At 73.5% G+C, this 24,234-nt stretch carries 24 protein-coding genes; 12 read left to right on the forward strand and 12 right to left on the reverse strand.

The window, feature by feature from the left end; all coding sequences use genetic code 11:
- Nucleotides 1-100 precede the first annotated feature (100 nt).
- The 3 genes from G401_RS0104100 (at nucleotide 101) to G401_RS0104110 (ending at nucleotide 2,799) form a co-directional block, all read left to right on the forward strand.
- Nucleotides 101-988, forward strand: a complete 888-nt coding sequence (locus G401_RS0104100) for a hypothetical protein (RefSeq protein WP_027341504.1) — start codon at nucleotides 101-103, stop codon at nucleotides 986-988.
- 112 nt (nucleotides 989-1,100) lie between these two features.
- Complete coding sequence (locus G401_RS0104105; protein ID WP_157545346.1) at nucleotides 1,101-1,796, forward strand: response regulator transcription factor; 696 nt, start codon at nucleotides 1,101-1,103, stop codon at nucleotides 1,794-1,796.
- The gene (locus G401_RS0104110; protein WP_027341506.1) at nucleotides 1,789-2,799 is read left to right on the forward strand and encodes a sensor histidine kinase; all 1,011 of its coding nucleotides are present in this window, start codon (nucleotides 1,789-1,791) and stop codon (nucleotides 2,797-2,799) included. Before G401_RS0104105 ends, G401_RS0104110 begins: the two co-directional genes overlap by 8 nt.
- On the opposite strand, the gene G401_RS0104115 is transcribed toward G401_RS0104110, so the two are convergent.
- The 5 genes from G401_RS0104115 to G401_RS0104135 are packed head-to-tail and all read right to left on the reverse strand — an operon-like array spanning nucleotide 2,759 to nucleotide 6,237.
- Nucleotides 2,759-3,193: a hypothetical protein gene (locus tag G401_RS0104115; protein WP_051366105.1), complete on the reverse strand. Its 435-nt coding sequence runs from the start codon at nucleotides 3,191-3,193 to the stop codon at nucleotides 2,759-2,761. The genes G401_RS0104110 and G401_RS0104115 overlap by 41 nt on opposite strands.
- Nucleotides 3,190-4,344 carry a molybdopterin-dependent oxidoreductase gene (locus tag G401_RS0104120; protein WP_051366106.1) on the reverse strand — a complete coding sequence of 385 codons (1,155 nt, stop codon included), beginning with the start codon at nucleotides 4,342-4,344 and terminating at the stop codon, nucleotides 3,190-3,192. The genes G401_RS0104115 and G401_RS0104120 overlap by 4 nt, the downstream gene beginning before the upstream one ends.
- Entirely contained in the window at nucleotides 4,320-4,949 is a 630-nt protein-coding gene (locus G401_RS0104125; RefSeq protein WP_027341509.1) for a methyltransferase domain-containing protein, read from the reverse strand. The genes G401_RS0104120 and G401_RS0104125 overlap by 25 nt, the downstream gene beginning before the upstream one ends.
- Complete coding sequence (locus G401_RS0104130) at nucleotides 4,946-5,581, reverse strand: DUF2064 domain-containing protein (RefSeq protein WP_027341510.1); 636 nt, start codon at nucleotides 5,579-5,581, stop codon at nucleotides 4,946-4,948. Before G401_RS0104130 ends, G401_RS0104125 begins: the two co-directional genes overlap by 4 nt.
- Entirely contained in the window at nucleotides 5,578-6,237 is a 660-nt protein-coding gene (locus G401_RS0104135; protein ID WP_211240663.1) for a glycosyltransferase family 2 protein, read from the reverse strand. The genes G401_RS0104130 and G401_RS0104135 overlap by 4 nt, the downstream gene beginning before the upstream one ends.
- Before the next feature lie 104 nt (nucleotides 6,238-6,341).
- Here G401_RS0104135 and G401_RS0104140 point away from each other — a divergent pair, with 104 nt between their 5' ends.
- Entirely contained in the window at nucleotides 6,342-7,346 is a 1,005-nt protein-coding gene (locus G401_RS0104140) for an NAD-dependent epimerase/dehydratase family protein (protein WP_027341512.1), read from the forward strand.
- Nucleotides 7,343-8,614: a hypothetical protein gene (locus G401_RS43320; RefSeq protein WP_034590656.1), complete on the forward strand. Its 1,272-nt coding sequence runs from the start codon at nucleotides 7,343-7,345 to the stop codon at nucleotides 8,612-8,614. The genes G401_RS0104140 and G401_RS43320 overlap by 4 nt, the downstream gene beginning before the upstream one ends.
- A gap of 1 nt (nucleotide 8,615) precedes the next feature.
- Here G401_RS43320 and G401_RS0104150 read toward each other — a convergent pair whose 3' ends face one another.
- A complete protein-coding gene (locus G401_RS0104150; protein WP_084556800.1) occupies nucleotides 8,616-10,850 on the reverse strand; it encodes an MMPL family transporter in 2,235 nt (744 codons plus the stop codon).
- A gap of 299 nt (nucleotides 10,851-11,149) precedes the next feature.
- Between G401_RS0104150 and G401_RS52330 the strand changes: the two genes are divergently transcribed.
- A complete protein-coding gene (locus G401_RS52330) occupies nucleotides 11,150-12,697 on the forward strand; it encodes a GH25 family lysozyme (protein ID WP_051366108.1) in 1,548 nt (515 codons plus the stop codon).
- Nucleotides 12,698-12,739: 42 nt separating this feature from the next.
- On the opposite strand, the gene G401_RS0104160 is transcribed toward G401_RS52330, so the two are convergent.
- Nucleotides 12,740-13,009, reverse strand: a complete 270-nt coding sequence (locus G401_RS0104160) for a metal-sensitive transcriptional regulator (RefSeq protein ID WP_027341514.1) — start codon at nucleotides 13,007-13,009, stop codon at nucleotides 12,740-12,742.
- A 218-nt stretch (nucleotides 13,010-13,227) separates the two neighbouring features.
- Here G401_RS0104160 and G401_RS0104165 point away from each other — a divergent pair, with 218 nt between their 5' ends.
- The 6 genes from G401_RS0104165 to G401_RS43340 all read left to right on the forward strand — a co-directional run bounded on the left by G401_RS0104165 (nucleotide 13,228) and on the right by G401_RS43340 (nucleotide 17,234).
- Nucleotides 13,228-14,589 carry an MBL fold metallo-hydrolase gene (locus G401_RS0104165; RefSeq protein ID WP_027341515.1) on the forward strand — a complete coding sequence of 454 codons (1,362 nt, stop codon included), beginning with the start codon at nucleotides 13,228-13,230 and terminating at the stop codon, nucleotides 14,587-14,589.
- A gap of 74 nt (nucleotides 14,590-14,663) precedes the next feature.
- On the forward strand, nucleotides 14,664-15,239 hold the full coding sequence (locus G401_RS0104170; RefSeq protein ID WP_027341516.1) for a rhodanese-like domain-containing protein: 576 nt from the start codon (nucleotides 14,664-14,666) through the stop codon (nucleotides 15,237-15,239).
- Nucleotides 15,236-16,105, forward strand: a complete 870-nt coding sequence (locus G401_RS43335; RefSeq protein WP_064741678.1) for a sulfite exporter TauE/SafE family protein — start codon at nucleotides 15,236-15,238, stop codon at nucleotides 16,103-16,105. The genes G401_RS0104170 and G401_RS43335 overlap by 4 nt, the downstream gene beginning before the upstream one ends.
- A 78-nt stretch (nucleotides 16,106-16,183) precedes the next feature.
- Nucleotides 16,184-16,537, forward strand: coding sequence for a hypothetical protein (locus G401_RS0104180; protein ID WP_027341517.1), 354 nt, complete (start codon nucleotides 16,184-16,186; stop codon nucleotides 16,535-16,537).
- Nucleotides 16,534-16,968 (forward strand): MerR family transcriptional regulator, encoded by a 435-nt coding sequence (locus G401_RS0104185; protein ID WP_027341518.1) that lies wholly within the window; start codon nucleotides 16,534-16,536, stop codon nucleotides 16,966-16,968. Before G401_RS0104180 ends, G401_RS0104185 begins: the two co-directional genes overlap by 4 nt.
- A complete protein-coding gene (locus tag G401_RS43340; protein WP_034590660.1) occupies nucleotides 16,965-17,234 on the forward strand; it encodes a hypothetical protein in 270 nt (89 codons plus the stop codon). The genes G401_RS0104185 and G401_RS43340 overlap by 4 nt, the downstream gene beginning before the upstream one ends.
- 24 nt (nucleotides 17,235-17,258) lie before the next feature.
- On the opposite strand, the gene G401_RS0104195 is transcribed toward G401_RS43340, so the two are convergent.
- The 5 genes from G401_RS0104195 to G401_RS0104215 form a co-directional block, all read right to left on the reverse strand.
- Complete coding sequence (locus G401_RS0104195) at nucleotides 17,259-20,483, reverse strand: S41 family peptidase (protein ID WP_027341519.1); 3,225 nt, start codon at nucleotides 20,481-20,483, stop codon at nucleotides 17,259-17,261.
- Nucleotides 20,484-20,568: 85 nt separating this feature from the next.
- Nucleotides 20,569-21,345 (reverse strand): BPL-N domain-containing protein, encoded by a 777-nt coding sequence (locus G401_RS0104200; RefSeq protein WP_027341520.1) that lies wholly within the window; start codon nucleotides 21,343-21,345, stop codon nucleotides 20,569-20,571.
- On the reverse strand, nucleotides 21,342-22,628 hold the full coding sequence (locus G401_RS43345; RefSeq protein ID WP_051366109.1) for a heparan-alpha-glucosaminide N-acetyltransferase domain-containing protein: 1,287 nt from the start codon (nucleotides 22,626-22,628) through the stop codon (nucleotides 21,342-21,344). The genes G401_RS0104200 and G401_RS43345 overlap by 4 nt, the downstream gene beginning before the upstream one ends.
- Nucleotides 22,625-23,374, reverse strand: a complete 750-nt coding sequence (locus tag G401_RS0104210; RefSeq protein ID WP_084556801.1) for a BPL-N domain-containing protein — start codon at nucleotides 23,372-23,374, stop codon at nucleotides 22,625-22,627. Before G401_RS0104210 ends, G401_RS43345 begins: the two co-directional genes overlap by 4 nt.
- Nucleotides 23,371-24,180 carry a dimethylarginine dimethylaminohydrolase family protein gene (locus G401_RS0104215; RefSeq protein WP_027341522.1) on the reverse strand — a complete coding sequence of 270 codons (810 nt, stop codon included), beginning with the start codon at nucleotides 24,178-24,180 and terminating at the stop codon, nucleotides 23,371-23,373. The genes G401_RS0104210 and G401_RS0104215 overlap by 4 nt, the downstream gene beginning before the upstream one ends.
- Nucleotides 24,181-24,234 lie beyond the last annotated feature (54 nt).

Genomic DNA, 24,234 nt, shown 5'->3' on the forward strand with positions numbered 1-24,234 from the left:
CCCTGCCGGGCGGCGGGCCTGCGCCGGCGTAATCCCCCTGTAAGCAGCCGATAAGCACTTCGCTCTCGCCAGGCCGCTGACCTGCGCGAACACTGGGTTCATGACTACCAACGACCAGCGGTCACCTGCGTACTCGTCGGATTTCTACGGCGATCGGGCGCGGTTGCGGGAGGCCGAGCGCGACCAGATCTACAAGGAGCGCGAGAAGATCGCCGAGCGTGCCTCCGACGAGGACCGGGGCCACACCCAGGCGGAACAGGACCGGCTCGACGACCTCGCCAAGGAGCTCGAACGCCTCGGCGACCAGGCGGAGCGCGACGAGCGGGAGCAGAACGGGCGGCTGACCGGCGAGGAGATCGACCGGTTGAACAAGCTCGCCGAGGATGAGGCCGCCGGCAAGGACCTGACGCCGGCGGAGCAGATGGAGTTGCAGCGGCTGGAGGATCTGTTCGACGCCGGGCCGCCCGACGCGCCGTCGACGACGCCGCCGTTCGACCCGCCCGGGCCGGACGCGGACGGCCGCATGATCGCCGGTACCGGCGGCGAGTCGGACGGCGGCAACGGCCAGCCGGGCGGCGGCCCGAGCGACGGCGGCCAGAACGGTGGCGGCCAGGGTGGTGGCGGGCAGAACGACGGCGGCCAGGGCGGCGGCCAGCCCGAGGACCACGGCGGCGGGCCGGACGGCGGTGGCGGTGGCGGCGAGGCGTACACCGACGGGGACACGGTCACCGGCGGCCGTCGCGGGCCCGCCCTGACCGGCCGGGGCCGGATCGGCCTGACCGACGCCGCCCGGCAGCGGCTCGGCGGGGTCCTGGACTCGGCGGACGGCGGCTTCGCGCCGACCCTCGACGGAACGGGACCGGCGCAGCCCGGCCGGGTCACCGGCGACCCCGCACCCGACGGCGGCGGCGTGCAGGCGCCCCGGGGACGCGACCGGTTCAGCCGGCCGGGAACCGACCCGGGGATGCCCGGCCCGGACGACCTGTGATCGACGGCTGGTGACCCGAGGAGGCGAGCGGGCGGCCTTACGAACCGGTGACGGATCCGTGTCCCGGCGGTACGCCGCCCGCCGCCGAACCTAGGCTGGGAAGGTGAACCGAGTGGCACCGACGATCCTGGTGGTCGACGACGACCGGACCGTGTCCGACGTGGTACGCCGTTATCTGGAGCGGGCCGGCCTGACCGTGGAGCTCGCCGAGGACGGGGACGCCGCGCTGGCCGCCTTCGCCGCGCGTACGCCGGATCTGGTGGTTCTCGATCTCATGCTGCCCGGCGTGGACGGGCTGGAGGTCTGCCGCCGGATGCGCCAGGCGTCGGCGGACATGCCGATCATCATGCTGACCGCGATGGGTGAGGAGATCGACCGGATCGTCGGCCTGCAGCTGGGCGCGGACGACTACGTCACGAAGCCCTTCTCCCCGCGCGAACTCGTGCTGCGGGTGCAGTCGGTCCTGCGGCGCACCGTGGCCCAGCCGGTGCAGCGGGAGCTGCTGACCGACGGCGACCTGGTCGTCGACCCGGCCCGGCGGACCGCCATGCTGCGCGGGCAACCGCTGTCGCTGACGGTACGCGAGTTCGACCTGCTGGTCGCGCTCATGTCGCAGCCGGGCGTGGCGCTCAAGCGGCCGCAGCTGCTCGAACAGGTCTGGGGCTGGTCGTTCGGCGACCAGTCCACGGTGACCGTCCACATCAGACGACTGCGGGAGAAGATCGAGCAGGATCCGGCCGAACCGCAGCGGATCCAGACCGTGTGGGGCATCGGCTACCGCTACGAGCCGGCGGCCTCCGGTGCGTGACATCCTGCTGATCGCCCTCGCCGCCCTGCTCGGCGCGCTGGCGGTCTGCGTACCGGGATTCGTGGCGGTACGCCTCATGCAGCGCAGGTCGATCACCGCGAACGTCGCCGTCCTGGTGGTCATGGTCGTCCTCGCGGTCGTGGCGGGCATCCTCGCCGTCGCCGAGGCGATGTTCATCTCCCCGCACGACCTGCAGGTCGTGCTCATCGTCGTGCCGATCGCCGGTGCGCTGTCGCTGGCCGTCGGGCTCTGGACGGGCCGCCGCATGGCCCGCGCCGCCGTCTGGGCCGCCGACGCCCGGCGCCGCGAACGCGAGCTGGAAGCCGGCCGCCGCCAGCTGATCGCCTGGGTCAGCCACGATCTGCGTACGCCGCTGGCGGGCATGCGGGCGATGGCCGAGGCGCTCGAGGACGGCGTGGTCGACGACCCCGCTTCGGTCCACGAGTACCACCGCCGGTTGCGGGTCGAGGCCGACCGGATGACCCGGCTGGTCGACGACCTGTTCGAGCTGTCGCGGATCCACGCCGGTGCGCTGAACCTCACGCTCGACGAGGTCGGCCTGCACGACGTGGTCTCGGACGCGATCGCGGCCGCCGCGCCGATCGCCGCCAACCTCGGCGTACGCCTGAGCACTCCCGGCGACGCGGCGTGGCCGACCGTCCGCGCCAGCGAGAAGGAGCTCAGCCGGGTCGTGGCGAACCTCGTGCTCAACGCGATCCGCTACACGCCGCCGGACGGCACCGTCACCATCGACGGCGGCCAGGATGCCTCAGGGGCCTGGCTCACCGTCAGCGACACCTGCGGCGGCATCCCCGAGACGGACCTGGACCAGGTGTTCGACGTGGCGTTCCGCGGATCGAGGGCGCGTACGCCCGACGCCTTCGGCAACGGCGGCGGGCTGGGCCTGGCCATCGTGCGCGGGCTCGTCGAGGCGCACGGGGGCGCGGTCGGCGTCCGCAACGTCAGCGGCGGCTGCCGGTTCGAGGTCCGGCTGCCCGCCTGACCCGCAGCCGCACGAGGACCGCCACCGCCGCGCCGGCCCAGACGACGGCCAGCACGATCAGCAGCCCGCGCGGGTAGTCGCGGGGCAGCGCCGAGGGCAGCGCCGGATCCCGCCCGTACCCCAGCAGCAGCGGCAGCGACACGAGAGCGACCGCGGCGGACACGGACAGCGCTGCCTGCACCGGTACGCGTACCGGGCCCGGCAGTGCCCGGGCGGCGATCGCCCCGGCGAGCAGGACGACCGGCATGACGAGGACGTCGCCGAACAGCAGGGCGAACAGCATGAACCGCAGGTAGGGAACGGTCCCGACGGAGGCCGACCGCAGGACGCCGGTCAGTCCGACGGCGGCCAGGGCGAGGCCGCCCGCGACGAGGAGGCGCCGGATCCACTTCATGGCCGGCCTACCACGATGCGGGCCACCCACTTGGTCTGCAGGACGCCGGGCCGGTTCGGTGCGATCAGCCGGCACGGGTAGCCGTGGTCCAGGTGCAGCGGTTCGCCGTGCAGCCGCAACGCGAGCAGCGTCAGCTCGTCGCGCGCGTGCGGCGGCGCGACCGTCGAGATCCGGTACGGGCCGTCGTCCTGCAGCGATTCCACGACGACCTGGTCGTCGGGGCCGCCGCCGGCCATCGTCACGAGATCGCGCAGGCGTACCCCGGTCCACACGGCGTCGGCGCTCCAGCCCTCCACGCAGGTGATCGGCAGCGCCGAAGTGTGCTGTGGCAGGGCTGCCAGCTCGGCGAGCGACAACCGGCGCGTACCGGCCGGCCCGGTCACCTCCAGCCGGTACGCCGGGTCGAGCGCCTTGTCCGCCACCCGGGCGCCCTTGGCCGAGCCGTTCACCGGTACGCCCTGTACGCCGACCCGGGGATCGCGGGGCGCCAGGACGGACACCCCGGCGAGCGGCCGGACGGTCTGCCCGACGGTCGACAGCGTGACGACGCCGATGGCCGCACCGACGGTGAGCAGGAAACCGCGCCGGGTCCAGCCGTCCCCGGCCGGCACCGGGCGTACCTTCGCGGTCAGGGCGCGGCGGATGATCGGCAGTTTCACGCCGACGTGGATGAGGATCGCGCCGGCGGCGATCCAGGCCGTCCAGAAGTGCGCGACGGTGAAGAAGAAGCCCATCGGCGCGTACCAGCGGGCGATGTTCAGCACGCCGGTCAGGACCTGGAACCCGGTCGCGGCGACCAGCCCGGCGACGCTCAGCCGTTCCAGTCCGTGGGCCAGGTCGCGGGCGGGCGGCCAGCGCAGCAGCTTCGGGTAGACCGACCAGATCTTCGCACCGATCAGCGGCACGATCGCGAGCCCGGTGGCGACGTGCAGCCCTTGCGTGACCCGGTAGAGGCCGACCGGGCGCGACGGCCACCAGAACCAGCCCGGCGGATGCTGGATGGCGTGGCTGAGCGCGCCGGTCGCCAGGCAGACCGAGAACGCCACGGCGAGCATCAGTCCGAGCTGGCTGGTCAGCCGGGGCGAGCGCAACCGCGACGAGAACGACCGCGACAGCGTACGCGGATCTACCGCGACAGGCAGGCGAACCATCGACCGTCCTCGTTCCATGATTCGATGACGCGCAGCCCGGCCGCGTACGCGTGGTGGTGCAGTTGATCGGCGCCGACGAGCGCCCAGGGGAACGGCGTACTGCCCCGGTCGCCGTCGTGCAGGACGGCCGCTCCGGACCAGCCGCCGGTGCCGGGCGGGTCGGCCTCGACGAGGACGTGCCCGTGCCGGCGGATCAGGGTGGCGCAGCGGCGCAGCAGCCGGGCGGGGTCGCCGCCGATGCCGATGTTGCCGTCGGCCAGCAGTGCCCGCGACCACTGCCCCGCCTCGGGGACGTCGCCGAAGACGTCGGCGGTGACCGCCCGGGCGCCGCGCCGGCGGGCCAGGCGTACCGCGGTCGTGCTGATGTCGATGCCCAGGGCGGGGATGCCGGCCCCGGCCAGCGCGCCGACCAGACGTCCGGGGCCGCAGCCGACGTCGAGGGTCGGCGCGGCGCACCGGTCGAGGATCGTGCGGTCACCCGGCCGCAGCCGCTGCCACAGGTTCGTGTCGACGTGGCGCAGCGGCCGCCCCGCGGTGTCGAGCAGCCGCAGGCGCGCCGTGTCGCGGCGTAGCGCTCCGCTGTAGACGGCCAGCGCGCTGGTCATCGGACCACCGCCGGCACGTGGGCTTGGACCGCGGCCGCGAACCGCCCGTGCGGGTGGGCGGCGGCGACGGCCCACGCGTCCGCCGCGGTGTCGACGTCGCGCAGCACCGGCAGCTCGGCCACCGCCAGGCCACGGGCCCGCAGTGCCGCCAGCGTGCGCAGGCCGGTGTCGTCCTGCGACATGCGCACGCCGATCAACGCCTCGGCGTGTGAGGGCTCCCGCAGGGCCAGCGCCCACCAGCCGCCGTCGGCGGCCAGGCCCAGCGCCGCGTCGGCATCCGACAGCGCGCCCGCCGCCGCGTCCAGCAGACCGGCGGTCGCCTGCGGGGTGTCCATGCCGATGAGCAGGCTGGCCCAGCCGGGCCGGGCAGTGGACCGGAAGGCGTGCGCCAGCCGGACGTCGAGATCGCCCGCGCACTGGGTGACGGCCGTCCACCCGGGACGGCCGTCGAGCGTACCGTCCAGCACCAGGACCCGGGCGGCGGCGGAACTGCCGTCGACGGCGTCGAGGGTGTCCTCGATCGCCGCCGCCGCGACCGCCGCGGCCTGCGGCGGCGTGCACGGCGGGCACAGCCGGGTCTTGACCCGGCCCGGCACGGGCTGCTTGGCCAGCACCAGGGTCTGCAGGTTCATCGGGCCAGCACCTTCGCCATGTCCCGGACCGCGCGGGCGGTGCCCGCCACGGTTCCGGTCACCTTCGAGCGGGTGCCCTCGGCCCGGGGCGCGTACGCGACCGGCACCTCGTGGATGCGCCAGCCGTCCCGGGCGGCGGCGATCACCATCTCCAGCGGATAGCCGAACCGCCGGTCACGCAGGCCCAGCCCGAGCAGCGCGGTACGCCGGGCCGCCCGCATCGGCCCGAGATCGTGCAGCGGTACGCCGATGTGCCGGCGCAACCGCCAGGCGAGCAGCCGGTTGGCCTGCCGGGCGTGCCAGGGCCAGGAACCCGGGCGCGGTACGCGCCGGCCGAGGACCAGGTCGGCCTGCCCGGCGGCGACCGGATCGGCGACGCTCGGCAGTTCGCCCAGGTCGAACGAGCCGTCGGCGTCGACGATGCAGACCAGTTCGGCGGTGGCCGCGCGCAGGCCCGCGTGCACGGCCGCGCCGAACCCGCGCTCGGGCACGTCAATCACGTGGGCGCCGAGCGAGCGGGCCACCCCGGCGCTGCCGTCGGTGGAACCGTTGTCGGCCACGATCGCCCGGTATCCGGCCGGGAGACCGGCGAGGACCTGCGGTAACGCCGCCGCTTCATTGAGGCACGGCAAGATCACATCCACCATGGACGTCAACGTACCGCCGATCCGGGGCGGAAATAGTTACCGACTTCGGCGTAATCCTTACGAACCGCTGACAATGGGCGGCATGGGGCTCGGCGTACCCATATGTTCGGTTCATGAGACTGCTCGTGACAGGTGCCGCCGGGTTCATCGGCAGCGAGATCAGCACGCTGGCCCGCGCGGCCGGCCACGAGGTGGTGGGGCTGGACCGCGTACCGGGGGTGGACGTGGTGGCCGACGTCCGCGACGCCGCCGCGCTCGACCGGGTGCTGTCCGGCGTGGACGCCGTCTGCCACCAGGCGGCCATGGTCGGCCTGGGCGTCGACCTGCAGGACCTGCCCGAGTACGCCGGCTGCAACGACCTCGGCACCGCCGTGCTGCTGGCGGCGATGGCCCGGCACGGCGTGACCCGGCTCGTCCTGGCCGGTTCGATGGTCGTCTACGGCGACGGCGCGTACACGTGTGCCGAGCACGGCGCGGTGCGGGCGGGTGTCCGCCCCGACGCGGACCTGGCCGCCGGCGATTTCGAGCCGACCTGCCCGCGCTGCGGCCGGCCGCTGGCCCACGGGACCGTCGACGAGGACGACCGGCTCGACCCCCGCAGCGTGTACGCGGCGACCAAGCTGGCCCAGGAGCACCTCGCGGCGGCGTGGGCGCACGCGGCGGGCGGCCGGTGCGCCTCGCTGCGCTACCACAACGTCTACGGACCCGGCATGCCCCGCGACACCCCGTACGCCGGTGTCGCCGCCATCTTCCGCTCGGCGGCCGCCCGCGGACTGGCGCCCCGGGTGTTCGAGGACGGCGGGCAGCTGCGCGATTTCATCCACGTACGCGACGTCGCGGCCGCCAACCTCGCCGCCCTGTCCTGGCTGGACACACCGGACGCGGTGCCGTTCCGGGCGTTCAACGTCGCCACCGGCCGGCCGCGGACGATCCTCGATCTCGCCGCGACCCTCGCCGCCGTGATGGACGCGCCGGAACCCGTGGTGACCGGGCAGTTCCGGGCCGGCGACGTGCGGCACATCCTCGCCTCGCCCGACCGCGCCCGCCGGGAACTCGGGTTCACCGCCGGCATCACGTTCGAGGAGGGTGTGGCCGAGTTCGCGGCGGTCCCGGCGTGAAGGCGTTCTCACGGGGCGACGCCGCGACCGTGGCCCTCACCGCCGCCCTGATCGCGGTGGCCGCCGTCGTCGGTGTCGCGGTCGGTGTCGAGGCCGCGACCCCGCCCCTGTACGCGTTGTGGCGCCCGCATGTCGGCCCCGGAACCCTGCCCGCGATCGCCGTCGCCGTTCTCGCCGTCGGCTGGGGACCCCGGTGGGCGGCGGTCCTGCCGTGGCGGCGGCTGCTGCTCTCGGCGTACGGGGTGGCGCTGGCGTGGACCCTCAGCCTGACCCTGGTCGACGGCTGGCACGCCACCGCGACGCGGCTGACCACCGACGCGGAGTACCTGTCGGCGTTGCCGTCCACGCCCGACATCCCCACGATGATCGGCACGTACGCCCGCCGGATCGTCGACTTCCAGCCCGATTCCTGGAACACCCAGGCCGCCGGGCATCCGCCGGGGGCGCTGCTCGTGTTCGCCGTCCTCGACCGGATCGGGCTGGGCGGCGGCGTACCGGCCGCGCTGCTGTGCGTGGTGGTCGGCTGCGTCGCCGCCGTCGCGGTCCCGTCGGCGCTGCGGTCGCTCGGTGACGAGGCCGCCGCCCGGGCCGCCGTGCCGTTCGTCGTGCTGTTCCCCGGCGCGGTCTGGGTCGGCGTCTCGGCGGACGGGCTGTTCCTCGGGGTCACCGCGGCCGCGGTCGCGGTGCTCGCCGCCGGTCTGCGCCGGCCGTGGCTCGCGGCCCTGTCCGGCGTCCTCTTCGGGTTCGCCTGCTTCCTGTCCTACGGCCTGGTCCTCATGGGCTTCCTCGCCCTCGCCGTGGCGGTCGCCGCGCGGCGGTACGTCCCGCTGGTCTGGGCGGCCCTCGGCGCGGCGGCCGTCGCGGTCTGCTTCGCGGTCGCCGGATTCTGGTGGTACGACGGCTACACCGCCGTCCGCGTCCGCTACTACCAGGGCATCGCGGCACACCGCCCCTACTGGTACTGGGTGTGGGCCAACCTCGGCGCGCTCGCCGCGAGCGCCGGGCCGGCCGGCTTCGCCGCCACCCGCCGGGCCCTGGTCGCCCGGCGCGGACCCGCTGCGCTGCTGTGCGCCGCGGCCGTCGCCGCGATCGTGGCGGCCGACGTGTCCGGGCTCAGCAAGGCGGAGGTCGAGCGGATCTGGCTGCCGTTCGCCGTCTGGCTGCCCGCGGCGGCCGTCTTCCTGCCCCGCCGGTCCCGGCCGTACTGGCTCGCGTTCCAGGCGGTCACGGCGCTGGTGGTGAACCACCTGTTCCACACCGTGTGGTGACTCAGCCGGTCTCACGGTCGGTCTCATCGCCGGTCTCAATGCCCGTCTCGGTGCCGGCCTCGACGCCCGTCCGGTCCCGGCCGAGCCTGCTCGGCCACCAGATGCGCGGCCCGATGTCCAGCGCCAGCGCCGGCACCAGCAGGGACCGCACCACGAGCGTGTCCAGCAGTACGCCGAACGCCACCGCGAACGCGATCTCGGCCAGGAACACGAGCGGCAGGACGGCCAGCGACGAGAAGGTGGCGGCCAGGACGAGACCGGCCGACGTGATCACCCCGCCGGTGACGGCCAGCGCCGTGAGGACGCCGGACCGGTGACCCCGTCGGGCCACTTCCTCGCGTACGCGGGTCATGAGGAAGATGTTGTAGTCGACGCCGAGGGCGACCAGGAAGATGAACGCGAACAGCGGGAACGACGAGTCCTCGCCGGCGAAGCCGATGACGTCGCGGAAGACCACGCCGCAGACGCCGAGGGTGGCCAGGAACGACAGGACGACGGTGGCGACGAGCAGCAGCGGCGCGACGACGGAGCGCAGCAGCAGCATCAGGATGACGAACACGACGACCAGGACCGGCGGGATGATCACCGTGCGGTCGCGGCGGGCGGTGTCCTGGACGTCGAGGTTGATCGCGACGAAGCCGCCGACCTTCGCCTGCGCGCCGGGCACGGCGTGCACGGCGGCGCGCAGGTCGCGGATGGTCTGGTAGGAGGCCTCGCTGTCGGGCGGGGCGGACAGCGCGACGTCGACGCGTGCCAGGCCGTCCACGACCTTCGGCGGCACGGCCGGTTGTCCCGGTACCACGGGTTGACCCGTGTAGGGCACCGCGTCGACCGCACCGGGGACCTGCTTGACCGCGGCCAGCACCGCTTCCAGCTGCGCGGCGGACATGATGATCTCCGCGCTGCCGCCCGCGCTGTCGAAATGCTCGGCCAGGACCTGCTGGCCGGCCTTGGAGTCCGGGGTCCCGGTGAAGGCGTCGCTCTGCGGGATGCCGTTGGCCTGCAACCGGAACAGGCCGAACGTCAGGGCGATCAGCACGACGCTGGTGAGGATCCAGACCAGCCGCGCGTGCCGGCCGACGTACGCGGCCACCTTGGCCCACACGCCGTGCTGCTCGGTGGGGTGCGAGTCGAAATGCGGCCGGAACGGCCAGAACGCGACCCGGCCGACCAGCGCCAGGATGGCCGGAAGCAGGCTCAGGCTCGCGATCATGGCGCAGGCGATGCCGATCGCGCCGACCGGGCCGAGTCCCTTGTTCGATCGCAGATCGGAGATGAGCAGGCAGAGCAGCGCGATGATGACCGTGCCGCCGCTCGCGACGATGGGCTCCACCACCGCCCGGTACGCCTTGCGTATCGCGTCGAACCGGCTGCGGTGCAGGCGCAGTTCCTCCCGGTAGCGGGCGACCAGCAGCAGGGCGTAGTCGGTCGCAGCCCCGAGGACGAGGACGTCCAGGATGCCCTGGCTCTGCCCGTTCAGGGTGATCACGTCGTTCTTGGCCAGCAGGTACACGACGCCGTTCGCGGCGCTGAGCGCGAACACGGCGGAGAACAGCACGATCAGGGGCAGCAGCGGGCTGCGGTACACGACGACGAGGATGAGCAGCACCACGGCGCCGGTGACGAGCACCAGGACGCCGTCGATGCCGGCGAACGAGTTCACGAGGTCGGCCAGCAGGCCGCCCGGGCCGGCGACGTTGACCTGTAGGCCCGGCTCGTGCGGGAGGTCGCGCAGCCAGCCGACGTTCGCCGAGAGGGTGTCGCCGTCGCTGCTCGTGAACGGCACGATCAGCTGCGCGGCGGTGTCGTCCTTCGTCGACGGGATCGGACCGGCCGGCGGGGCGGCGAGCTGATCGCCGAAGTGGGCCGTGATCTTCGCGCGGTCCGCGGCGATCTGCGTCCGGTCCGCCGCGGTCAGGCCGCCCGGCCGGGAGTACACCATGATGGCGGGCGTCGACTCGGCGCTGACGAACTTCCGGTCCAGCTCGTTGACCTCGGCGGATTCGACGCCGGTGGGCAGGAACGCGGAGTTGTCGTTCTTCTGCACCTCCGACGTGCGGCCCGACAACGGCCCCAGCGCCGCCCCCACCACCAGCCAGGCCACCAGTGTCAGTGCGGGCAGCAGCCACCGCCAGACCGACGTCCTTGCCGTGGTTTCGCGCAACTCGATCCCCCGTAGCGGTGCGCGCGCCGCCGGAACCGGCCGGGCGCTGCCCTGAATCCGATGATCCGTCATGAGGGCACTGAAAGGGGGGCGAAACGGAAAGCTGAGCGGACGTGTCGGCGAATGTGGCCCGGTGCGAGACCGCCCCCGTCGGTGATCCGCCGGGTGCCGGACTCCTTCCGGGTTCGGCCGGTCAGCCCGTCTTGGCGTACGCGACCGGCCCGGTCGTCCACGGGCGGCGAAAACCCGGCGGCATCGCCCGGGAACCAGGTCATGCGGGCGTTGCCACCGGACTCCCGCAGGCTGATGCTGATATCGGGAACTCCTTCGACCCCACGGACCGACCTCCACACCGCAGACAAGGGCGTCGCATGTCCACATCGATTCGACGGCTGACCGCTCTTGCCGCCGCCGGTCTCCTGGCCCTCGGCGGCGGAGCCGGCCTGACCGCCCCACCGGCGGCCGCCGCGCCGCCCGGATACTCCGTGACCGGCCTGGACGTCTCGGCGTTCCAGGGCACGATCGACTGGGCGGCCGTCGCCACCTCCGGGGCGCGCTTCGCCTACATCCGCGCCTCCGAGCAGGCCGGCACGCCGGATGCGACCTTCGCCGCCAACTACGCGGGCGCGAAGGCCAACGGGCTGTACGCGGGCGCCTACCACCGGGCCCGGCCGGATGTCAGCGGCGGCAAGGCGCAGGCCGACTTCTTCGCCGACAACGCGCAGTTCACCGCCGACGGGCGGACGCTGCCGCTGATGCTCGACATCGAATGGCCCAGAGCCAACTGGACCGGGCTGGACGCCTGCTACAACCTGACGCCCAGCCAGCTCGTGAGCTGGATCCGGGCGTTCGTCGACGAGATCGCACTGCGTACGGGGCGGCTCGCGCTCATCTACACCAACACCAACTGGTGGAACCCCTGCACCGCCAACGACACCAGTTTCTCGGCGAACCAGGTGTTCGTCGCCCGGTACCAGCCGTCTCCGTTGCCGTTGCCGGCCGGCTGGTCTACCTGGTCACTGTGGCAGTACACGTCGACGGGTCGCGTACCCGGTATCACCGGCGATGTCGACCTCGACGTGTTCAACGGAGATCTCGCCGCGCTGGCCCAACTGGCCGGCGGTACGCCGAATCCGCCCCTGGCGAGCCTGCTGGCGGAGGTGAACACCCGTTTCGTCAGCGCCGAGAGCGCCGGCACCCAGCCGCTCATCGCGAACCGCACGGCGGTCGGGCAGTGGGAGCAGTTCACCGTGGTCGACGCCGGCGGCGGTTTCGTCGCCCTGCTGGCCCGCGCGAACGGCAAGTACGTGACCGCCGAGAGCGCGGGGGCGAAACCGCTCATCGCCAACCGCGCCGCGATCGGGGCGTGGGAGAAGTTCCGCATCGTCGGCAACACCGACGGCTCGGTCAGCCTGCTCGCCAACGCCAACAACAAATACGTGACCGCCGAGAGCGCGGGGACGAAACCGCTCATCGCGAACCGTACGGCGATCGGCCTCTGGGAGCGGTTCTACCGGATCGCGCCGCCGGTGACGATGAGCCTGCGGGCGGCTGCCAATCAGCGCTACGTGACGACCCAGAGCGCGAACGGCCTGCCGCTGATCGCCAATCGCGCCAGCATCGGGCAGTGGGAGCAGTTCACCGTGATCGAGGCGGGCGGCGGCTTCGTCGCCCTGCTGGCCCGCGCGAACGGCAAGTACGTGACCGCCGAGAACGCCGGAGCGAGCGCCCTGGCCGCCAACCGCGCCGCGATCGGCCCCTGGGAGAAGTTCCGCATCGTCAGCAACACCGACGGCTCGATCAGCCTGCTCGCCAACGCCGACAACAAGTACGTGACGGCGGACGGCGGGACCCAGCCGCTGATCGCGAACCAGGCGGCGAACGGCACGGCCGAACGGTTCGCGATCGTCACGTACTGAGCCGGGTCTCGGCGGGTACGCCGTCGCCCGGCGGCCCGCCGGTCAGGCCAGCGAGAGGAAGAGCTTCTCCATCTGGGCCAGGTCGGCGGTCTGGTCCTTGCCCTCGTTGCGGGCGGCCATGCACTGCTGGAGGCCGCTCGCGACGATCTTGAATCCGGCCCGGTCGAGGGCCCGCGACACGGCGGCGAGCTGCGTCACGACGTCAGCGCAGTCCCGGCCGTCCTCCAGCATCGCGATGACCCCGCGGATCTGCCCCTCGGCCCGGCGCAGGCGGCGTACGACGTCTCCGACGGTGTCGGCTTCGATCTGCATGGCTTCCTCCGCTCGGTGGTGACGGCCGGTTCAACATACACCCGGGGGTATCGGTTCCCGAGACCTCGTGTGATCGATCCGACGCCCCCTGAGCTGGTACGCGGCCTTGACGGGCAACGCGACCGCCGCGTTATGGTGGGGGCGACCAATACCCCCCAGGGTATTCAGCAGTACCACCGGATACCCCTACGGGTACGGGTGTGAGGAGAGGAAGCACCGTGGTGCACATCGTCCCGATCGACACTCCGACGCTCGGTGACCGCAGCTACCTGGTCCACGACGGCCGGGTCGCCTTCGTCGTCGACCCGCAGCGCGACATCGACCGGGTCCTTCGCCTGGCCGAGGCGGCGGGCGTGCGGATCACCCACGTGTTCGAGACCCACGTCCACAACGACTACGTGACCGGCGGCGCCGCGCTCGCCCGGGCCGCCGGGGCCGCGTACCACGTCAACGCCGCCGACCCCGTCGGCTTCGAGCACGCCGCGGTGTCCCACGGCGACGTCATCTCCGTCGGCGACGAGCTGCGCGTGACCGCCGTGGCCACCCCCGGCCACACCTTCACCCACCTGTCCTACACGCTCGCCGTCGGCGCCGAGGTGGTCGCGGTCTTCACGGGCGGCTCGCTGCTCTACGGCTCCGTGGGCCGCCCCGACCTCCTCGGCGCCGAGCACACCCACGATCTCGTACGCCACCAGTACGCCTCCGCCCAGCGTCTGGCCGCCGAACTGCCGGAAACGACGGCGGTGTACCCCACACACGGATTCGGCAGCTTCTGCTCGGCCACGCAGTCGTCGGCCACGGCGTCGACCCTGGCGCAGGAGAAGGCGACCAACGCGGTGCTGACCCGCGGGGAGCAGGAGTTCGTCGACGACATCCTGGCCGGGCTCGACGCGTGGCCGGCGTACTACACCCACATGGCCTCGCTCAACCTCGCCGGCCCGGCCGCGCCCGACCTCTCCGCGCCCCAGCGGGCCGACGCCCGGCAGCTGCGGCAGCGTATCGCCGACGGCGAATGGGTGGTGGACCTGCGCCACCGGGTCGCGTTCGCCGCCGGGCACCTGGCCGGGACCCTGAACTTCGGCCTCGACGGCAGCTTCGCGACCTACCTCGGCTGGCTGATCCCCTGGGGTACGCCGCTGACCCTGCTCGGCGACTCCCCCGACCAGATCCGCCAGGCCCAGCGCGAACTGGTACGCATCGGCATCGACCGGCCGGCCGCGTACGCCACCGGGACGCCCGGGGACTGGGCCGGGACCGAGCCGCAGGGCAGCTACCCGCGCGCGACGTTCGCCGATCTCGCCCAGGTACGCCACCACCGCCCCGTCGTCGTCCTCGACGTACGCCGGGCGCTGGAGTGGCAGCGGTCGCATCTGCCCGGCGCCGTCCACGTCCCGCTGCAGGAGCTGCCGGAACGGGTGGCCGACCTGCCCGAAGGCGAGATCTGGGTGCACTGCGCCGGCGGCTACCGCGCCTCGATCGCCGCCTCGCTGCTGCGGGCCGCCGGCCGGCAGGTCGTGCACATCGACGACGACTACGCCCACGCCGCCGAGCACGGCCTGACCGGACCCGCGGCCGCGTGAGCACCGGCCGGACCCGCACAGCACCACGTACGGCAACACGCACTGGAACACGCACAGAAAGCAGTACCGCCTCCATGAGATCTCCCCGCCTCGACCCGACCGCCCTGCGCGACTGGCTGGCCGAGCCCCGGCCGCCGCGCGTCCTCGACGTGCGTACGCCCGCCGAATTCGAGACCGCCCACATCCCCGGCTCCTACAACGTGCCCCTGGACCTGCTGCGGGAGCACACCGCCGAGATCGCCGGGCACCTCGACCGGGGGATCGTGCTCGTGTGCCGGTCCGGCCAGCGGGCTGCCCAGGCCGAGCAGGCCCTCGCCGGCGCCGGCCTGCCCCGGGTGCACCTGCTCGACGGCGGCCTCGTCGCCTGGCAGCGGCAGGCCGCACCGGTCACCGCCGGCCGCGCCCGCTGGGCCGTCGAACGCCAGGTACGCCTGGTCGCGGGCGGCCTCGTCCTGCTGTTCGTCCTCGGCGGCCTCCTCGTCCCCGGCCTGCAGTACGCGGCCGCGGCGATCGGGGCCGGCCTGGCGGTCGCCGCGCTGACCGACACCTGCGCGATGGGCATGCTGCTGGGCCGGCTGCCCTACAACCGGGGCGCCTCCTGCGACCTGGACGGCGTGGTCGGGCGGCTGCGGTCCGGAGCAGCCGGATGACCCTCGCCGCCACCCTGGCCGCGGCCGTGGTCATCGGTCTGATGCTCGGCCTGCTCGGTGGCGGCGGCTCCATCCTCACGGTCCCGGTGCTGCTCTACATCGCCGGGCAGGAGCCGTCCGCCGCCATCGCCGGTTCGCTGTTCGTCGTGGCGGTCACGAGCGCCGTCGCGCTGCTGCCCCACGCCCGCGCCGGGCGTGTGCACTGGCGTACCGGGCTGGTGTTCGGGGCGGCCGGGCTGGCCGGTGCGTACGGGGGCGGGCGGCTTGCCGTCCACCTGCCCGCGACCCTGCTGCTCACCGGATTCGGACTGCTGATGACCGCGGCCGCGGCAGTCATGATCCGTTCGTGCCGGCGACCGCCCCGGCAGGCGTCCGGCGCCCGGCGTACGCCCGCACTGGCCGCCCTCGGCCTGGCGGTGGGGCTGATCACCGGCCTGGTCGGGGCCGGCGGCGGGTTCGTCATCGTCCCCGTCCTGGTGCTGCTGGCCGGGCTGCCGATGAGCGCGGCGGTGGGCACGTCGCTGCTGGCGATCACCCTGCAGGCGGCCGCCGGGCTGGCCGGGCACCTGCCCCACGCCGCGATCGACTGGCCGCTCACGCTCGGCGTCACGGCTCTGGCGGTCGCGGGCAGCCTGGCGGGTGCCCGGCTGGCCGGACGCGTACGCCCGCGGTTGCTGCGTACCGGATTCGGCTGGTTCCTCGTCGCGATGGCCGGCCTGGTCCTCGCCGAGCAGGCGCCCGCGGGTCTGCGGCACGTGCTGGGCGCCACGGCAGGCGGCCGCGTCGCGCTGGCCACCGCCTGCGCCGGACTGGCGATCGCCGCCGCCCGGCACGTCAACGCCTGCCGGACATGGAACGCCACGTAGCCGATGACCTGCGTGACCGACGACCTGTGCAGCCGATGACTTGCAACCTGTACCCAGGTACAGGCTTACCGTGAGGGCATGACCGAGAACAGCCCCGCCGGGCCGGATCAGGTGCCCGAGGCATGCACGCTGCCGACCGCCGAACAGCCGCTGCGCCTCGCCGAGTTCGACGCCCTCTTCTCCACCGCCGTACGCGCGGCCGACCGGCGTACGCCCCGGCACCTGGGTCTCACGCTCCCGGGCGGCGAGCAGCTGGCGTCCACCGTCCGCGACCTGGCCGAACGTGAGACGCAGTGCTGCTCGTTCTTCACCTTCACCGTCACCACCCCGGCCCCCGGCGTCGTACGCCTCGACATCGAGGTTCCCGCCGGGCACGTCGACGTCCTCGACACGCTGCAGGCCCGCGCAGCCCTCGTCCGGGACCGGCCATGACCACCGAACTGCGCAGCGGCGAACTCGCCGAAGCCGCCGGCGTCCACCAGCAGACGCTGCGCTACTACGAGCGGCGCGGGCTGCTTGCCGAGCCGCGCCGCAGCCCTGGCGGGCACCGGCTCTACCCCGCCGAGGCGGTGGTCACGCTGCGCGTCATCAAGACGGCGCAACGGCTGGGATTCACCCTCGACGAGGTGGCCGAACTCGTCGACCTCGGCACCCACCGGCACGGCCGGCGCCGCGACACCAGCCTGCAACGGCGGGCCGCGGCCAAGCTCACCGAGATCGAGGCCCGGATCGCCGACCTGCGCACGATCGCCACGAGCCTGCGGGCCGCGCTCGACGCGGGCTGCGACGACCTGGCCACGTGTGCCACCACCGACTGCTGCCCGCTGCCCTTCGCCGACCTCGACCGGGGAGACCGCCCATGAACACCCTGCGCCGCATGCTGCCCACGAGTCTCGGCGGGCTGGCCGGGCTGGCCTGCGTCCTCTGCTGCGCCGTGCCCCTGCTGCTGGGGGCGGGCATTCTCGGCGGGGCGGGGTGGGCGCTGGTCGGGCAGATCCTGCCGGGGATCGCCGTGATCCTGGCCGCGGCGGCCGCGCTCGCCTGGTGGTGGACCCGTCGCCGCCCCGCCCACCAGGCACGGTGCGCGGGCGGCGACTGCTCCTGCGACCAGGCCGCTCCGATCGGCTGAACCGGTCCGGCCGGGACGCTCCACTCAGGACACTCTTGGCGGGACCGCGGCGGGACGTTCCGCCAACAGGTCCAGTGCCAGCCGGATCGCGGCGTCGAGCTGGGGGTCGCGGCCGGCCGCCCAGTCGTGCGGTGCCATGGCCACCTCGACGTCCGGCTCCACGCCGCGGTTGTCGACGCCGAAGCCCGATCCCGGGAACCAGCCGGCGTACTTCGGTTGGGCGGCCATGGTTCCGTCGATCAGCTCGTACCGCATGTCGCAGCCGATCACGCCGCCCCAGGTACGCGTACCGACGATGGGGACGCCGTGGGACTTGAGCGCCTGCACGACGAAGTCGCCGCCGGAGGACGCGTACCCGTCGGTGAGCACGACGACCGGTCCGCGGGGGGACTCGGCCGGGTATCGACCGGGTTCGGCGTAGCGGGAGACCTCCCAGCCGACGACGCGCCGGATGAGCTTCTCCGCGACGAGGTCGGAGCCGCTGCCGCCCATCGCGTCCCGCAGGTCCACGAGCAGGCCCTCGCACTCGAACGCGGCGTACAGGTCGCGGTGCAGGTCCGCCCAGCCCTTGGCCATCACATTCGGGATGCGCAGGTAGCCGAGGCGGCCGGCGGACAGGTCGCGTACGGCGGTCCGCTGCCGGGCGACCTCGTCGTAGTACCGGACCGCGTGCTCGCTCGCCAGCGGCACCACGATCGTGCGGCGGTCCACGCCGTCGCGGCGCAGCGTGAGCTCGACCGGCCGGTCCGCCTTGCCGGTCAGCAGCGGGTTCGGGCCGCGCAGCGAGTCCACCGGCCGGCCGTCCACGGCGACGATGTGATCGCCGGGGGCCGCCGCGACGCTCGGGGCGGCGAGCGGGGAGCGCGCGCCGATCACGGAGGAGTCGCCCGGCACGATCCGCGCGATCCGCCAGGCGCCGTGGTCCGTCCGTTCGAGGTCCGCGCCCAGCAGGCCCTGCGCCAGCGCCGGGTCCGCGCCCACCGCCGGCGGCGGCAGCACCCCGGTGTGCGAGGTGCGCGTCTCGCCTTGCAGCTCCCGCAGCACATCGAGCAGGTCGTCCGCGCTCGCGACCCCGTCCAGCAGCGGCCGGTAGCGCGCACCCATCGCGTTCCAGTCCAGGCCGCCCAGGTCCGCGCGCCAGTAGTTGTCGCGCATCAGGAGCCACGCCTCGTGGTACATCTGCCGCCACTCGGCCGCGGGTTCGACCGTCACCCGGATCCGATCCAGATCAACGGCCGCACCTTCGCGTACGCCGACCGGCTTGATCTCCAAGGACTCCCCCGTCGTGTACGCGATCGCGGCCCCGTCGGCGCAGACCGCGTAGCCGGTGACGTTCTCGGCTTCGACGGTGTGCTCGCGGCGCGCCAGGTCGTAGCGGACGAGCCGGGTCGCGGGCCGGTCCGCCGCGCCGATCGAGGCTTCCCCGAGCGCCCCGGTACGCGGCACGTCCAGCCAGACCACGCCGTCGCGGACCGCTCGGAGCTGCGCGTACTGTCCGGCCGCCACGGCGAGGACCACGATCCGATCGGCCAGCCCGTCGACGTCGACGGCCGGCTCGTGCGCTCCGGCAGGCGTACTCCCGGGTGGGGAATCGCCGGTGAAGGGTGACGGGGTCGCGGCCTGGAGGGTGACGAGGTAGGGGCGCACGCCGGGCAGGAAGCCGAAGTCGTGGGTGTGCGCGTCGTAGATCGGGTCGAAGGTGCGGTTGGACAGGAACGCCAGGTAGCGGCCGTCGTGGGTGAAGGCCGGGGAGGTGTCGTCGAACCTGGGCGGGGTCACGTCGGTGACGGTGCCGTCGGCGAGCCGGGCCAGCCGGATCTGGGCGCCGCGGCGCTCGGGGCGCCAGGGTTGCGACCAGGCCAGCAGCGCGGAGTCGGGCGAGAACGCCAGGCCCGCGACCTCCTCGAAGGTGCTGCGCGCGATCTCGGTGACGGCCGGCTCGCCGGACAGCGCCACCGTCAGCAGGCGGCCGTCGGCGCAGGCCACCGCGGCCAGTGTCCCGTCGGGAGCGACCGCCAGTTCGAGGATCCGGCCGAACGCGCTGTGGCCGGTACGCGTCGGCGCCGAGCCGTCGGCGGGGAGCACGTCGAGGCCGTCCTCGCCACCGGAGTCCGAGGCGCAGACGACCGCGTCGCGGCCCGGGACGACCACCGGCAGCCGGCCGCGTACGCCGGGCGTGGCGAGCAGCGCGCGGGCCTCCCCTTCCCGCGCGGGCAGCCAGTGGACGGTCCCGCGTACCTCGGCGGCGACGATGTCACCGGCGGCGTCCAGCGCGAACGAGTTCAGGTGCGCCCTTGCCGGGACCACATAGGACATACGGCCGGAGCGGGTGCCGCCGAGCCGTACGTCCAGGCGTACCGTTGCGGCGTCGAGGGACGGGAGCAGCCAGAGCTCACCGGCGCGCTGGTAGACCACGCGCCGGCCGTCGGTCGTCGCGTGGCGCGCGTAGTACTCACCCGGATCAGTGTGGCGGCGCAGGTCCGAGCCGTCCGGGCGGGCCGAGTAGAGCGCGCCGGTGCCGTCGTGGTCGGACAGGAACACTACCCGGTCCGCTCGTTCGCCGGCTCCTTCGCCGCCTGGTTCCACGGCTTGCTCCCCGGCCTGTTCCGCGACGAACATGGGGTTGACCAGGTTGGCGCCGACGTCGGCGAGGATGCGCTCGAACCGCGTACCGTCCGGCGAATACCAGATCGCGCCGCCGGCTCCACCGCCGTAGCCCTTCCAGTCGGCCGGATCGAGGGGCTCGAAGTTCATCGCGCTGCCGATCAGGACGGCACCGTCGGCGCGTACCGAGACGTCGCCGGCCGGGCCGTAGGGCAGCTCGCGTACCGGTCCGGTGGGCGAGACGGCGAACGCCCACGTCTTCATGCTGTGCGGGCGGCCGGTCCGGCTGAGCACGAGCACCTCGTCGTCGCCGGTCCAGCCCCGGACGGTCGCGAACCGGTCGCCCCAGTGGGTCAGGCGCCGGGGCTCGCTCCCGTCGCGGACCGGCATCGCGTACGCCTCGCGGGGGCCGCCCCGGCCGAACGACCGGCTGCCGTCGCCGGTCGACGTCCAGGCGACCTGCGTACCGGCGGGGTTGAGCCGCGGATGCAGCACCGGTACGCCCTCGGCGGTCAACCGGCGGGCCTGAGCGCCCTGTCCCCCGGCCGCCTCGCTCAGGGAAGCGAGCCAGACGCCGTCCTCGGCCACGAAGGTAAGAAGATCGCGTGCGATGTGCGGATAACGCAGATAATGCGATTCGGCCACCCGCTGACACTAATCCACGCTGTCCTCAAATACCTGGATGCGTTGAAGTGCGCATTACCGGCGTACGGGAGCGCCGGGCCGGTCGTCAGGTGGGCCGCGGCCCGTGCACGGCGGTCTCGACGAAGTCGTAGCCGAGGTCGAAGCGGATGCCGTCGGGGTTGCTCAGGTGGGCGTCGCGGTACCACCCCTGGTCGGCTTCCGGGTGCGGGCCGACGACACCGACACGCCCCGAGCCGAAGGCGGCGACGACCGCGGCGGGCGCACCGGTGTTGTAGGTGGCGAGTACGGTCGCCGGCGCGCCGTCGTTGAGCCGGAACGACGGTCCGTCCTGGAAGTACATGTTGCGTTGCCGGCCGCGCCAGGTGATCGGGATGACCGTGTCGTCGTCGCTGTCGGTGCTGGCGCCGGGGCTGCTGATGTACTGGTCCACGCGCCCCGGCAGGACGCCGAATCCGGGTTCGCCGGCGGCGAGGTAGGCACCGAGGCAGAAGCCGAGATACGTGCCTCCCTTGTCGACGAAGTCGCGGACGTAGGCGCTGTCGTCGCGCAGTCGTCGCCAGGCGCGGCTGACCTCGCCACCGCCGGGCTGGACGTAGACGGTCGCGTCGGCCAGGTCGCCCGGCGAGATCTGGCGGCTCTCCCCCGGCCCGCAGTACTCGGTGTGGAACTTCGTGGGACTGGATCGCAGGAGCGCCGCGACGGACTCCGAGCAGCCGGAGCAGGACGCGGGGCCGCGATAGATCAGTGCCAGCGGCTGCGGCCCGGCGGGCGCAGGATCGGACCGGCTGAGCCACGTCACGCCGGAAACCGCGGCGACGACGCCGACGGCGGCAGTGCCCAGGAGCAGGTCTCGCCGATTCATCGTGATGCCTCCGACCTCGTAGTCGTGGTGGTCTGTAGCCGGCGGGCGGGCCTTGTCGCCCATCGCCGGGCCGCTGCGGTCAGCGCGGAGACGAGCGCTTCGAGCGGCCCCTTGCCGATCGTCGCGCGTACGCCGAGCCCGAGCAGCAGCGCTCCGCAGAGCTGCACGACGAACCCGGTGGTCGCCGTGTACTCGTCGAAGTCCGAGCTCATGAAGAGTGTGTGCAGGGTGTAGACGGTCAGCGCGATGCCGCCGGCCGCGCCGAGCGGCGTCAGCACGACGGCCACGAGCCGCCGCAGCCCGGCGGGACGGGCGATCCGGGCGGCGAGCAGCATGAGCCCGAGCAGGGCGACCGCCGTGCCAGTGGTGCCGAGCAGATCGAGCGGCGTGCCCGTGTGCGGTGTGGCGATGGCGAGCCACCACCAGGTGGACGTGGGCGCGGTGCCGTCGCCGCCGAGGGTGAGCACGTCGCGCGTCTCGTACTCGGTCAGCGCGCTGGCGAACTGGGCCGGCCAGATGTGTTCCAGCGCCCGCAGCGACAGGTGCGCCGCCGTCACCCCGGCCGCCACCGCGAACACCGTCCCCGTGGCCAGGAGCGCCACGGCGGTACGCAGCCGGGCCAGGTTCAGCCGGCCGATGACGATCCCCGCGCACACGTACGCCATCCACGTCAACGCCGGGTAGGCGCCGGTGATCGACAGTTCGCTCAGCGACGCGGCGGGATGCGCGAACAGCCAGCCGAACGTGAGGTTCGGATGCGTCGGCTGGGCCAGGCGGGCGAGCATCACGTGGGTGAGCACCGGCATCCCGCCGGCCGCCGCCAGCCCGGCGAACGCGACCAGCCAGGTCGGCAGGAAGACCAGCGGGATCGCGACCAGGAACATGACCGCGTAGTACGGCAGGATCACCGTGGCGGTGGCGGCGTCCGTGTAGCCCAGGGCGAGCCCGATCACGCCGATCACCAGCGCCCGCGTGAGAAGCGCGGCGGCCGCCGGCAGCGCGCCCGCGAAGCGTACGCGCCGGCGGCCGGTCAGGAACGCGATCGTGATCCCGGCGATCACCGCGAACGCCGCCGCGGCCCGGCCGGCGAAGACCGTCGTGGACCAGCTCGGCTGGCCGGCCGCGTCGACGTCGTTCAGCGAGTGCACGGCGATCATGCCGAGAAGGGCCACACCGCGGACGACGTCGACCGCGAGGATCCGCCGCCGATCGTCGGCCGGCGCGGGCACGGCCGACGGTGGCGCCGCCCGGTCCGTGACCGCTCTCGTGGCTACCTCGGTCATGGCGTCAGAACCTCGTCCACCAGGTCGAGCCCGAGGTCGGTGCCGAGGACGCCGCCGCGTTCCAGCCTCGCGTCGGCGTACCAGCCCTCGTCGGCTTCCGGATGCGGGCCGACGACGGCCACCCGGCCTGCGCCGAACCCGGCCACCAAGGCGGCGATCGTGCCGTTGGGATAGGTCGCGATGACGGTCGCCTTGGTGCCGGGGCGGAGCCAGAAGTACGGGCCGTCCTGGAAGAACAGCGTCCGCTCCCGGCCCCGCCACGAGACGCGTACGAGAGTGTCGTCCTCGGAGTCGACGGTGGCGCCGCCCGAGGCGATGTACTGGTCGGTGTCGCCGGGCAGCAGGGCGAATCCCGGTGTGGCACCGGCGAGGTAGCCGCCGAGGCAGATGCCCAGGTACCGGCCGCCACAGTGGACGAAGGTGCGGATGTCCTTGCGGTGGCGGCGCATGTGCCCGTACGCGTCCGCGAGCGTGTCGCCGCCGGGCTGGACGTAGAGCACCGCCCCGGCCAGTGCCCGCGCGGACAGCGGGACCTCCTCGCGCGGGCCGACGTAGCGGACGTCGAAGCCGTGCTGGCTGGTCCGCAGGAGCCGCGCCGCCGCCTCCGGGCAGCCGGGCAGGGACGCGGGCCCCCGGTAGACCAGGGCGATCGGCGCGCCCCGGCGCGGCACCCACCGGTGGGCCGGGCCGCCCGGCTGATCCGGGCCGCCCGGCTGTACCGGCGAGCTGGGTGTCGCCGGGGTCATGACGGTTCTCGCGGCGGCGGGTTGTCGAGCGTCAGCGCGGTGCAGCGCACGCCGCCGCCGCCCTTCGCGAGTTCGGTGGTGTCCAGCTCGACCACCCGCAGGCCACGTCCGCGCAGCACCGCGGCGAGCCGGGGCGCCTGGCGGGTCATCGTCACGGTGGTGCCGTCGCTGATCAGGTTGAGCGCGAACCGCGCGGCCTCGTCGAGACCGACCTCGATCAGGTCCAGCCCCAGCCGCTGCAGGCGCCGGCCGCTCTGCTCGTCGAGGGTCTGCGGGCAGTACGCGAGCGTCCGCGTGTCGATGACCGCGACGGCCAGGTCGAGGTCGTACCAGCGCGGGCTCACCGTCCGCAGTGGAATCACCTCGTAGCGCAGCGCCTTGGCGAGGATGCCGTGCATGCCGCGGTCGGTACGCTGCCCGTACCCCGCCAGCAGCAGGTCGCCGCAGGCCAACGCGTCGCCCTGCCCGCTGAACGGGTGCGGTGCCTCGATGACGTCGAACCCGTGGCGGGTCAGCCACTCGTGGAAGTAGGGGATCTCCGCCTTGCGTTCCGGCGGCGGATAGCCCAGCACCGCGCGGTCGCCGCGGACGACGGCGGCGTTGGCGGTGAAGACCATGTCCGGGCACTGGGGCGCCGACGGTACGCGCACGACGCGGCGACCCGCTTCGCGATGCGCGGCGACGATCGACGCGTGCTCGGCGGCGGCCGCGACCGGGTCGGGCTGCACCTCGGTGTGCATGTACGGATTGATCTCGTAGTCGACCCGGAAATGGGCGGCGTCGGATACCAGCAGCTCGGTGTTCATAGGCCTCTCCGTTGAGGTCGGTGTTGGTTGTCGTTTCCTGTGGCGGGGTGGAGA

This window comes from Hamadaea tsunoensis DSM 44101 (genome assembly GCF_000428945.1).
GTDB lineage: Bacteria > Actinomycetota > Actinomycetes > Mycobacteriales > Micromonosporaceae > Hamadaea > Hamadaea tsunoensis.